Genomic DNA, 11,206 nt, shown 5'->3' on the forward strand with positions numbered 1-11,206 from the left:
TTATCTGTACAAGACCAATCAGGGTACCGATCATGCCAAAGGCCGGCGCATAGGCCGCCATGCTGCGGAATACATCTGAACCGGTTTCCAAATTTTTCTTGGTCAAATCCATTTTCTTCTGCATAATATCCCCGATATCGTCAGTCTTGACACCATCCACCGTCATCTGCAGGGCCTGGGCCAGGTAGGGGTCGGATGTGCCCTGGATATCCCCCTCAATGGAGAGCAGGCCGCCCTTTCTTGCTTTATTGGATATCTCCGTCAGGTTGGCAATGATATCTTCGGGCTTTTCAATCTTGAACATGAACACCTTGATGGAGACTTTAAACATGCCAAGCACATCACCTAATGGGTATGCGATCATGGTAGAGGAAACGGTACCTCCACAAACAATGACGATGGAGGGGGCGTCAATGAACATCGTGATCGGTCCGCCCAGAAGAATGCAGCCGATAATAAAACCAATCCCGGAAAGAATGCCGATGAGCGAAGAAAGATCCATATATGTCAGGCCTTTATATAAACAGTTTCGTCCACGGGGTATTCCCTGTGGTATTGTATCACTTTGTCAATGACGGCTTGGGTCAGAACCGTTCCTGCCGAAAGCAGTTTTGTGCCGGTTTTGGTAAACAGTGTTGCACCCAGCACCATCCCCGGAACCAGTTGTTCAACCCCTACCCCGCGAACGCCTAACGTTTCGCCGCTTAAGTGAAATAAAGCATATTTTTCAAGCCACCNNTGGGATCAAGCCGGCTGCCGATCAATGGCTCAAGGCCGGCCAGGAGTTCCCCGATGCCCGCACTGGTATTATTCTCTCTTAGGGTCTCCAGCGCATCAGCCCCGGCAAGAATTCTTGATTCCAGTGGGATATGTTTACGTTTAAGCCCGTCAGGGTATCCCGTTCCATCCGAATTCTCGTTCATAAACCGGATAATAGCAGCCACCCCTTCAAAGCCCTGGCAATTGCCGAGCAGTTCAGCACCCTTCACAGAGAATTGAACCATCAGGGTTTGATCATATGCTGTGGAATGGATATCTGAATGTTGCGATGCGTCTCCCCTTCCAGGCATTTGTTCTGAAAAACTATCTTCTGAAAGGAACAACAGCCCGATTTCATGAAGCATAGCAGCTTTTGACAGATCCTCCAACTTTTTTTGCGACAACCCCATCTGTTCTGCAATAAAGCAGGCAATTTTACCTACGCGCTCCCCATGGCCGCGATTTTTTTCTAAGCGCTGGCGGACCAGTGAATAAAGCATACGGCCAAATCCATCCATGTCCGAAGCCAGCTGTTTTTTGGCATTTAATAGGCTTTCTTTCAAACGACGGCGCTCTTCTGTCATCTGCTGGATCTGTTTTAAAGCGGTATTGAGATTGCTTTTATCCTCAAGAAGTTCGTCTTTCATTTCTTTTAATTCGCTTTTAAACCGGTCTAGGTACTTAAAAGACTTCTCAAGGGAACAGGTCTTGAAAAAAACATCCTGTTCAAGATGAAACTTATCAACAGCGCTTTTGGCCTTAATTTTAATTTCCCGTATATCGAGGGGCCAGTCCACCACCTGGTCAGCACCCGATGATATAAGACTTAATCGGACATGCTTGTTGGTTTCTTCAGGAACAATGATAAAAACTGCCAAAGAAAATTTGAAATGGTGGCCACTCAACACATCAAACCACAATCGGGCCTTTTCCGGGTTAACACCGGAGTCATGGCCAAAAGGATCTATCAGCACAATATCCGGTCTCGGTTTCACAAATTTTATCGCATCAGGCGTATTAACACAGGCAACGGAAAGGTGCGGATCTGCAGACGCAAGATCCTGGGGACACCGGGACCCCACATATAAAATAGAAAGGCGCAAAGCCATAAATCAAAAGATACCTGTATCTTGTCTATTCCGAATATCCACGGGTCCACCATTCATCCCAGCGTGTGCCAAGAATCTCCCGGGCAAGCTGTTTACCCGTATCTGTCCTAAGGCGGTCGACCACAAAGGGCAGCCAGGATTCAGGGGAGGTGGCACCAAGGTCTTTTAATTTTTTAAGTTCAAGCATCAAGGAGAGCTGATCCGCGTCATTGGCCAGTTGGGCTTCCCGGGTTTCTCCTTGGTTGAATTCCTCTATAAGCTCGGGAATATCTTTTGCCCATTCAAGGCCGTGGATCAAATCTGATACCGCATGGGGTTCGTCCACGGTGTTATATTGTTTATGCACATAATTCAAATCACCTGTCCGGGCTTCGGCCGCATCGTGGACCAGGGCCATGGAAATAAGCTTTTCGGCATCCACACCCGGTTCAAGGCGGGCCATGACAAAGCACAAGAAAGCTGTGGAAAAGCAGTGTTCAGCAATACTTTCTTCTCCGGCACCCAGAAAAGCGTACCCGGTCCGGTTCAGGTCTTTGAGCATACGTACTTCAAACAGAAGATCAGCTATCCGTGTCATTTCGGATCCATTTTATGTGATTTAGGCAACAAATATTGAATTGACAGGTTATAGAACATTCGCTCAAATAAAGTCAAGATTTACACCATCAAACGCGGCAATGACACCGAATCGGGTTACGACGTAAGAACAGTGCCGGATACCGTACCGCTGGCAGCGGGTCGGTTCACTCTTCTTCATAGGGAATCGACAAAGCCCCACGACCGTGGTTGAATAGTCAACCCGCCAGGCTATTGACGCTGACGATATCGTCACTTAAAAGTAAGAGACCCGTCGTCACACCTGCTCCCAGGTCACCCTCAGGATTTCCTGGCAGGTTGTATGTCCGCCAAGCATTTTTTCTATCCGGTTTTCACATAAAGGAATCAGACCGTGTTCACGGGCAGCACTGCGTATGTCACCAAGGTTTGCTTTCTGGTTGTCAACTGCTTTATCCTCCGGGTATAGGCAAGGATTTCATAAATCCCGGTCCGGCCGCTGTAGCCGGTATTTCTGCATTTCATACATCTCTTGCCATGCTTCAGCTTCAAGGGGCACAACACCTTAACCAGGGATATTTTTCACCTTGACTTTTCATACCTTCCGGCACAAATTAACCCTCTAAACTTGGTAACAGGCCTGAACCCCTGACGTTTTTTACATGAAAGTCTCAATAACCTATTGAATTACCATCATGTTTTGTTGTGGGTTGGGCCTGGGTATTGATAGACCCGATCGGCCCATGGCCGTTATTGAGAGACAAATAGTTATGATATACCTCAAACTTTTATTGACCGCTTTTTTCTGGGGCGGCACCTTCATTGCCGGCAAAGGCCTGGCAGGTCATGTGCACCCCTTTTGTGCGGCATTTTTAAGATTCTCCATTGCGTCATTTTTTCTGGTCATACTGGTGATAAGGCAGGAGGGGAGGCTGCCCAGGCTTTATGGGCGGGATGTGCTTCTGGTTCTTGTTTCCGGTTCAACCGGCATTTTTGCATATAATTTATTTTTCTTTTCCGGCCTGACCATGATCAACGCAAACCGGGCCGCTCTGATTATTGCCACCAACCCCATATTCATAAGTCTTTTCTCAGCATTAATCTTTAAGGAACGGTTGACACCTTTAAAAATCATAGGCCTTGTCCTGTCGGTTTCCGGAGCACTTATCATCATCACCGGCGGGGATATAGGCCAGATTTTTAAGACCGGTCTCAGCCGCGGAGAAATGGCCATTTTCGGTTGTGTGTTCTCCTGGGTCAGCTATTCGCTTCTCGGCAGGCCCCTTACCGCACGGTTCTCTGCTTTGGTCAGTGTGTGTTACTCATCACTGGCAGGCACCCTGATGCTCTTTTTCCCGGCAGTGTCAAAAGGCCTGTTCTCAGCCCTTCCGAAATACGGCATGCTTGAATGGGTCAGTCTTTTCTACTTGGGGTGTTTCGGCACAGTGCTGGGTTTCTACTGGTATTACCAGGGGATCAAGGAGATCGGGCCCACAAAATCCGGTGTATTCATTAATTTTGTGCCGGTTTCTGCCCTGATTCTGTCTTACTTTATTCTTAACGAACCTGTAACAATGCAAATTCTTGCTGGCGCAGGCCTGGTTGTCACAGGTGTCTACATAACGAATCTATCTGTTTTTTTGGGAAAAAACAGATAGATTTGATACTGAGAAACACGACAATAAAAAATGCCGGGATTGCTTACAAAGGGCAACCCGGCATTCATCAGGTATAATGATAACGCCTTTTTAGTCTTCTTCGATGATGATGGCGTCCGCTTCACAAACTTCTACACAGCTTTCGCAGCCCATGCATTCTTCTGCATTAACGGGATCGGATTTGCCGTCTACCATTTCAAATACTTCTGCAGGACATACGTCAACGCATTCTTCACAACCTACACATTTTTCCTTATCAACGATCGGGGTAAAAGCCATTCTACAACCTCCTTAAAAATTAATAATACAATTGTGTAAACTCACATTCTAAAGATAGTAACCTGATTCAGCACCCGCTTTTACAACAATGTTTTTGCTAAAACAAGCTTTTTATGAGTTTAATTCCACCAGACATACGCCAATTTGTCCGCCTGGATTTTTTTTAGTTAAATTCACACACCTAAGCTCCGGGAACAACCGAATTTGAATCCGCCCGGTCACAAAGCCTTGCTCAGCACCTTCAAAATAGTCGTCTTCAAGATCAGGCGTCAGGCCTTGGGCCATCTGCGCTATGATCGTCTCTATTTTAAAATGCTGTTGTTCTATGAACGCACAACCATTTTCATGCACTTTTATGGAATCAATGTCAAGGGCATTTATCGCCTTGCCCGCACCAGTCAAGAACGCATCCATGACGGCACTGCTGGTGGTAACCAGAACAGGAATACCGCCCTGATTAAAGCATTCTGAATCAAGAGCGGCTGTAAGCCAGGCCGTTATTCTTTTTTCAGTCATGGACCGCCCCGGTTCAGGAGATTGGGTATGCTCCACGGACAAGGGTGTGTCGGCATCCCCCTTAAGTTCGGCAAAAAGCGCTGCCTTTTCCTGATCCAGAGCATCCAGCGCAGATTGGATGGTCTGGGATTGCCGGTCATGGATATCTGCAAGTTTAAGAAAAACAAGTGCCTCATTGCCCTCTCCGACGGTTGTTGCATCCGGGTCATGGGAAACTGTCCGGTTACGGATACCAGAACGGATGGCAGCCACACTTGAATCATCTTTAAAAAACACATTCTCACGAATCAACGCCCGAAGATTTTTTTCATTGCCCTTGTGAATGGCGGCCCAGTCCAGGTAGGCGCGGACCTGTTGTTCAGTCAAGGCAAGTTTTTCTTTATCAATGCAAACCCGTGTAAGCACGCCTTTGGCTTCCAGGCCGGCCATGGGCTCGGGCAGCGCGGCGCCGCCATGAATATCCAAAACATTCAACCGGTTAAAAAAACAGGATAGAATCTTTGCCTGACGGGCATCCATAAACGTAAACGGAAAAAAATAAAAGTTTATCATACCATTTTATACCTTTTGATCATGAACCAGAATCCCCATTTCATCGAGTTGTTCCCGGATTCTGTCTGCTGTCTTAAAATCTTTTTGCTGCCGGGCCGCATCCCGTTCAGCCATGAGTGCCGACACCTCTGATGAATACGCAACCTTTCTGCTGAAATCAAAAATATTGAGTACCACATCCACATCTTTGAAACAGTTCAGCAGGCGTTCCGCCCCTCCCGGGCCGATCTGACCGTCAACAACAAGCCGGTTGATGCGCTTCACGCCGGACAAAAGACCGGAAACCAGGACAGGGATCTTGAGATCACTTGCCATGGCATCCATCATGCCCTGGCGCAGATCATAGGTAATCTGCTGGATATCTTCTTCATTGGACTGACCCGACACATGACCAAGGGATTCAATGCACCGGTTGATCCGGGAAAGAACGGTTTGGGCATCATCCAGGCTTTTTTTCGATAACGGCAACGATTTTCTGTAATGTGCGGACAGCAACCAGAAACGAATGGTTTTCTCATCCCACCCCATATCAACCAACCGGTCCAGGGTCAGAGACCGGGCATCATCCGTATCCAGGGATCCGTCATATTGCACCGGGTGGCAATGCATCCACACCCTGGCAAAAGAACCGCCGGCAGCCCTGGCAATGGCAATTTCGTTTTCATGGTGGGGAAACATAAGCTCCCTTGAACCCGTATGAATATCAAAATCTGCACCAAGGAAAGTTGAGGCAAGGGCGGCACACTGCAAATGAAGTGAGGGACGGACATTACCCCATTCCGTTTTAACGCCAAGCCCCTGTTTAAGCTCCGACAGCGTTACCCGCTTGAGCAGGGTAAAGTCCTTGGGATTGTTCTTCTCATATTCATCCAGATCCACAGTGGCCCCGACCCGGATCTTGTTAACGTCCACCCGGGAGAGTCGGCCGTAATCCCCAAAGCTTGCAAGGTCAAAATATACGGAATGAAGTTTTTCATAGGCATGGTTGTTGACAAGCAGTTTCCTTGTCAGATCCGTCATTTCGGTAAAATGTTCGGACACTCTGGGATAGGCCTGGGCCGGCCTCATGCCAAGCCGTGACAGATCAGCCAAAAAGGCATCAATAAAAGGTTGTGTAAAAGCCTGGGGGGTGGTTTTTGCCTGCCTTGCCCCCTCAATGGTTTTATCGTCATAATCGGTAATATTAACGATATGCCTGACTTTCACATTCTGATATTCAAGGTAGCGGATGAGCAGATCCGTAAACGCGTGACGCCTGAAATGGGTAATATCCAGACGCCGGTGTACCGTTGGACCACAGGTGTAAACACCAAATTCCTTGTCTCCCTGGGGGTTTAAGGGCTCTTTTTTCCCACCCAGGGAATTGTAGACGGTAAGGTGAATATTCTTCTTTACACTGAAAAGCTCGGTGGAAAGATAGCGCTCACCTGAATCCGGAAAAATGACAACGATAACCCCGTTTTGAAGACGCTTGGCCTGCTCAAGGGCCACGGCCATGGCCGCACCTGAACTCATGCCCACAAAAAGACCCTCTTTTGCAGCCAATTGCCGGGCAGTCTCAAAAGCCGTTTCATCATCAATGTGGACGATTTCACCCAACAGGGTTTTATCAAAAATCTCGGGAGTGTAGGACTCTTTCATATTTTTAAGACCTTGGATGCCGTGTCCTAAGTAGGGTTCGGCACAGATCACCCGGGCGCGATGGTTCTGGTCCTTGAAATACCGTGCCAGGCCCATGAGGGTCCCGGAGGTGCCCACAGTCGCCACCACTGCATCTATCTGGCCGTTGGTCTGGGCCATGATCTCAGGCCCTGTGGTGTGGTAGTGGGCTTTCCAGTTGGCCTCGTTATTGTACTGGTCCGTAAGAAAATACTTGTCCGGATATTCCCTGGCCAGGCGGTAGGCCTCTTCAATGGCCCCGTCCGATCCCAGGTGCCGGGGGGTAAGAATAATCCGGGCACCCCGGGCTTTGAGTATTTTTTTACGCTCCTCACTGGCGCTTTCAGCCATGGCCAGGGCCAGTTTGTAGCCCTTGACCGCACAGATCATGGCAAGGCCGATGCCCGTATTTCCGGAAGTGGCCTCTATGACGGTCTTTTCAGGCGTCAGTTCGCCGTCGGCCTCGGCCTGGTTGATCATATACAGAGCTGCTCTGTCTTTGATGGACCCACCCGGATTCATATATTCAAGCTTGGCCAGGATGGTGACGCCCGGCACAGGATTAATCGTCTGAATTTTTACAAGGGGGGTGTTTCCGATTGAATCGATAATGCTGGCATACATGCTTATCCTCTCTTTGCCGGGGGAAACCGGCCACGGTTCTTCCTTACAAAAGCCATGATTCCGGCCCGGAGCCGATTTGCGCAGCGGCCTTGACTTTTCAAGTATAAAATGGCTTTATACAGTAATTTTATTTGATGCGCAATTTATTAAACAGGACCATTTCCCCGTATGGTTTCATGTAAAAGAGTACTGTTCCGGATATCTATTCTCCCGGTCATGATGATATGCCTTTCAGGCCAGGCCCTTGGTTTCTCCACTTCCATATCCACCCAAAAGGTATCCTGGCATATCCAGGCCCGGCAGGTAAGCTACGAAGACAAACGCAAACTTTACATTGCGGAAAATGACGTGATCATTACCGGGGGCAAAACGCGCCTGGAAGCGGATTATGTTGAATTTTCAGATAAAACCAAAGACGCCTTTGCCACAGGCAATGTCCTGTTTATTTCAGGCAATGACACCATTACCTGCAAGTCCATGAATGTAAACCTAAGCTCGGAAACAGGTACGATCAACCAAGGCACCGTATTCATCCAGGACGGCAACTATTATATTTCAGGTGATAAGCTTCGAAAAACCGGGGAGTTTACCTATGATGCGGAAAAAGGATCCATCACCACCTGCAACGCAGATACACCGGACTGGAAAATCACAGGAAAAGACATTGAGGTGACCATTGACGGGTACGGCCATGCCACCCATGCCACCTTCTGGGCAAAAAAAATGCCCGTCCTTTATACGCCCTATTTTATATTTCCCGCCAAAACAACACGCCAGACAGGGCTTTTAATGCCCATGGCAGGGTATTCGGACGACATGGGGCTTGAATACCAGCAACCCCTTTTTTTAGCCCTTTCCGACAATACGGACGCCACCTTGTACCCCTACTACATGTCGGACAGAGGAGTAATGCTCTCAGGCGAATACAGATATATATTGTCCCCGGAATCCAAAGGAATGATCATGATGAGCTATCTTAAGGATAAAACCGTTGGAGACGATGGGGATGAAAACCAGGATTACAATATTTCGGCCACACCTGACCGCACCAACCATGACAGGTACTGGTTTCGGATGAAGCATGATCAGGAGCTGTGGTATGGCTTTAAGGCCAAACTGGATATGGATTATGTTTCTGATATGGATTATCTGCGAACTTTTACAGACGGCTTTACAGGTTTTGACAGCACAGATGGCGAATTTGAAGAGATGTTTGGCCGTGACCTGGATGAAGAGACCGATTACATCCGGGAAAACAGCCTGCTTGTCACAAAAAACTGGTCCTCATACAGCCTGAATCTGCAGACACTTTGGTACGATAATGTCGAGGCCAGGCAGATGGACACAGAGGACACCACCCTGCAGACGCTGCCTTCGGTTGAAGTCTTTGCACTCCGCCAGCAAGTCGGACAGACCGGAATCTACTATAAAATGGACTCTGAGGTGACATCTTTCTATCGCCAGGATACCACAGATGACCTTGTCACCGGGAAAGATGCAGAGATCACAGGCAGACGGGCAGACGTTCACCCGGTATTTTATTATCCCATAAAACTGGGCAAGGCATTTTTTCTCGAGCCCTATACCGGTGTCAGGGGGACCTTATGGGATACGGATGATTTCACGGACAGCGGCGGAGATGATTCAAACGACAGGAACCGGGGGCTTTATGAAGTGGGTATGGACCTGTCAACAACCCTTAGCCGTGTGTTCACATTAGACACGGAACTTGTCGAAAAAATCCAACACAAGATTGTGCCCAAGCTGGAGTATGACTATATTCCCTTTGTGGACCAGGAGGAGCTGCCCTACTTTGATGACATAGACGATATTTCAGAAAAAAATATCATCACCTGGTCTTTGACCAACACATTCACTTCCAGGAATACGATAACGGATGAAAACGGGGACGAATCCATCTCATACAAAGAACTTTTCTGGTTCAAGCTCTCCCAGGGATATGACATCCGGTATGAACAGGATGGGGATGATGCCGAAGACGACCCCTGGCAGGACCTGACATTAAAATATGAATTAAATCCAATGCAATACCTGCAGTCAAACGGCACCATAGCCGTTGATCCCAATAACAGCCATTTCACAAAAATACAGGTCGGGGGCTCGCTATCAGATACAAGAGGGGACAGTCTTCACATCTCTTATCGATATTCGCAAAGTTATTCACATACCTGGAAAACAAAAATCAGCATGAATCTGGTGCCGGACACCCTGGGCGCATATTATTTCGTTGAAAGCGATCTTGAAGACCAAAAAATCGTTGAAACAGGTGTAGGCATTTCCATCAACCGGCCGTGCTGGGGTCTGAACCTGGTGTTTAAAGATGAATCTGCAGACAAAGCCTTTGCCTTCATGGTGACCCTGAAGGGTCTTGGAGAATTCGGGACAAAATGAAAGACAATGCCCTTTGGTTTGCCCTGCTGACCCGAAGTAATTTCGAGCAAACCGTATATTCGCGTATCTGCAAAAAACAAATTGAAGCTTTTCTGCCGAGCACAAGAAAGCCCAGCAAACGCAAAGACCGCAAGCTCATGATAGAAGCCCCGCTGTTTCCCGGATACGTGTTTGTTAAATCCACCATGGCGCCGGTGGACCAGTTACCGATTTTAAAAACCGTGGGTGCGGTCAGGCTTTTAGGCAACTCTGCCGGGCCCATACCCGTGCCCGATCGCCAGATTGAGTCGCTCAAGCTTTTGACATCCGTAACCCAGAATTTGGTTACAGGCAGTATTATTGAGTTAAAAAAAGGCGATCCGGTCATCATTCTTGAAGGCCCCATGGCCGGACTCAAAGGAGAGTTCTTTGAACACAAGGGCAAGGGCAGGGTCATTATTAAAGTAGATCTGTTAGGCAGATATGCCGGCGTAGAGGTGGATTCCGACAAGGTTGAAAAAATCCCGGACCTACTGTCATAAGCCCTTGACTTTTTGATGCATATTCATTAAAACCCCCCTTGACTTGAAAAAACTTTTTAGCTGTTTAACATATTTGAGGTTCCATGAATAAACTTGAATTAATTTCCACATTGAAGGATCGGGCTAACCTGACCAAATCAGAAGCAGCCGAAGTAATAAAAATATTTTTTGACTCCGTGTCAGACGCATTTGTCAAGGGCGAACGGGTCGAGATACGAGGCCTTTGCAGCTTCCATATCAAAGAGTATAAAAGTTATGTGGGCAGAAACCCCAAAACCGGACAGAAAGTAGACATCCCGCCCAAACGCCTGCCGTTTTTCAAATGCGGTAAAGAACTCAAAGAGCGGGTTGATTATTAGTCCGATGTTTCTACTATGCCTCTTGCACCTTCCGAAACGAAGCCGGAAACGCTTCCCTCGTATCTGCCATTATCTGAATTAACCTATATTGTTCAGACCGGCCGGATCCCCAATGCCCTGCTTTTTCACGGTCCCCCGGGAACCGGCAAAAAACAGGCTGCGCTTTTTTTTGCACAGGCCTGTAACTGCCGTGCAAACCGAGG

The 11,206-nt window shown here is 47.9% G+C and carries 12 protein-coding genes and 1 pseudogene; 5 read left to right on the top strand and 8 right to left on the bottom strand.

All coding sequences use genetic code 11. The annotated features are described in order from the left end of the window. The 5 genes from B3D59_RS15545 to B3D59_RS15565 form a co-directional block, all read right to left on the bottom strand. On the bottom strand, positions 1-502 hold a 502-nt coding region (locus tag B3D59_RS15545), incomplete at its 3' end, for a motility protein A (RefSeq protein WP_286821685.1). Positions 503-507: 5 nt separating this feature from the next. Further along, entirely contained in the window at positions 508-651 is a 144-nt protein-coding gene (locus B3D59_RS15550; protein ID WP_286821689.1) for a hypothetical protein, read from the bottom strand. A gap of 53 nt (positions 652-704) precedes the next feature. Then, on the bottom strand, positions 705-1,868 hold the full coding sequence (locus tag B3D59_RS15555) for an HD-GYP domain-containing protein (RefSeq protein WP_286821694.1): 1,164 nt from the start codon (positions 1,866-1,868) through the stop codon (positions 705-707). Between the two features lie 25 nt (positions 1,869-1,893). Then, positions 1,894-2,445, bottom strand: coding sequence for an HD domain-containing protein (locus tag B3D59_RS15560; protein ID WP_277000832.1), 552 nt, complete (start codon positions 2,443-2,445; stop codon positions 1,894-1,896). A gap of 365 nt (positions 2,446-2,810) precedes the next feature. After that, the gene (locus B3D59_RS15565) at positions 2,811-2,948 is read right to left on the bottom strand and encodes a hypothetical protein (protein WP_286821704.1); all 138 of its coding nucleotides are present in this window, start codon (positions 2,946-2,948) and stop codon (positions 2,811-2,813) included. Positions 2,949-3,193: 245 nt separating this feature from the next. Here B3D59_RS15565 and B3D59_RS15570 point away from each other — a divergent pair, with 245 nt between their 5' ends. After that, positions 3,194-4,081 (top strand): DMT family transporter, encoded by an 888-nt coding sequence (locus B3D59_RS15570; protein WP_286821711.1) that lies wholly within the window; start codon positions 3,194-3,196, stop codon positions 4,079-4,081. Positions 4,082-4,171: 90 nt separating this feature from the next. Here the strand turns inward: B3D59_RS15570 and B3D59_RS15575 are convergent, their stop codons facing one another. The 3 genes from B3D59_RS15575 to B3D59_RS15585 all read right to left on the bottom strand — a co-directional run bounded on the left by B3D59_RS15575 (position 4,172) and on the right by B3D59_RS15585 (position 7,711). Beyond that, entirely contained in the window at positions 4,172-4,360 is a 189-nt protein-coding gene (locus B3D59_RS15575; RefSeq protein ID WP_004073691.1) for an indolepyruvate ferredoxin oxidoreductase subunit alpha, read from the bottom strand. Positions 4,361-4,471: 111 nt separating this feature from the next. Next, positions 4,472-5,428, bottom strand: coding sequence for a hypothetical protein (locus tag B3D59_RS15580; protein ID WP_286821720.1), 957 nt, complete (start codon positions 5,426-5,428; stop codon positions 4,472-4,474). A gap of 6 nt (positions 5,429-5,434) precedes the next feature. Next, positions 5,435-7,711, bottom strand: a complete 2,277-nt coding sequence (locus B3D59_RS15585) for a cysteine synthase (RefSeq protein WP_286821724.1) — start codon at positions 7,709-7,711, stop codon at positions 5,435-5,437. Positions 7,712-7,879: 168 nt separating this feature from the next. Between B3D59_RS15585 and B3D59_RS15590 the strand changes: the two genes are divergently transcribed. The 4 genes and pseudogenes from B3D59_RS15590 to B3D59_RS15605 all read left to right on the top strand — a co-directional run. Beyond that, positions 7,880-10,123, top strand: coding sequence for an LPS-assembly protein LptD (locus B3D59_RS15590; protein WP_286821737.1), 2,244 nt, complete (start codon positions 7,880-7,882; stop codon positions 10,121-10,123). Then, on the top strand, positions 10,120-10,644 hold the full coding sequence (locus tag B3D59_RS15595; RefSeq protein WP_286821741.1) for a UpxY family transcription antiterminator: 525 nt from the start codon (positions 10,120-10,122) through the stop codon (positions 10,642-10,644). Before B3D59_RS15590 ends, B3D59_RS15595 begins: the two co-directional genes overlap by 4 nt. An 83-nt stretch (positions 10,645-10,727) precedes the next feature. Further along, entirely contained in the window at positions 10,728-11,003 is a 276-nt protein-coding gene (locus B3D59_RS15600) for an HU family DNA-binding protein (RefSeq protein ID WP_286821752.1), read from the top strand. Between the two features lie 15 nt (positions 11,004-11,018). After that, positions 11,019-11,206: pseudogene (locus tag B3D59_RS15605) on the top strand (DNA polymerase III subunit delta'); the annotation flags it as partial.

Origin of the sequence: Desulfobacter sp. UBA2225 (genome assembly GCF_002348205.1) — a bacterium.
GTDB lineage: Bacteria > Desulfobacterota > Desulfobacteria > Desulfobacterales > Desulfobacteraceae > Desulfobacter > Desulfobacter postgatei.

Excerpts from the sequence above, each read along its gene's own strand:
- B3D59_RS15600 (WP_286821752.1), top strand. The coding sequence starts at position 10,728 with ATGAATAAACTTGAATTAATTTCCACATTGAAGGATCGGGCTAACCTG.
- B3D59_RS15570 (WP_286821711.1), top strand. The coding sequence starts at position 3,194 with ATGATATACCTCAAACTTTTATTGACCGCTTTTTTCTGGGGCGGCACC.
- B3D59_RS15560 (WP_277000832.1), bottom strand. The coding sequence starts at position 2,445 with ATGACACGGATAGCTGATCTTCTGTTTGAAGTACGTATGCTCAAAGAC.
- B3D59_RS15580 (WP_286821720.1), bottom strand. The coding sequence starts at position 5,428 with ATGATAAACTTTTATTTTTTTCCGTTTACGTTTATGGATGCCCGTCAG.
- B3D59_RS15590 (WP_286821737.1), top strand. The coding sequence starts at position 7,880 with ATGGTTTCATGTAAAAGAGTACTGTTCCGGATATCTATTCTCCCGGTC.
- B3D59_RS15565 (WP_286821704.1), bottom strand. The coding sequence starts at position 2,948 with ATGAAATGCAGAAATACCGGCTACAGCGGCCGGACCGGGATTTATGAA.
- B3D59_RS15585 (WP_286821724.1), bottom strand. The coding sequence starts at position 7,711 with ATGTATGCCAGCATTATCGATTCAATCGGAAACACCCCCCTTGTAAAA.
- B3D59_RS15575 (WP_004073691.1), bottom strand. The coding sequence starts at position 4,360 with ATGGCTTTTACCCCGATCGTTGATAAGGAAAAATGTGTAGGTTGTGAA.
- B3D59_RS15595 (WP_286821741.1), top strand. The coding sequence starts at position 10,120 with ATGAAAGACAATGCCCTTTGGTTTGCCCTGCTGACCCGAAGTAATTTC.
- B3D59_RS15550 (WP_286821689.1), bottom strand. The coding sequence starts at position 651 with ATGGTGCTGGGTGCAACACTGTTTACCAAAACCGGCACAAAACTGCTT.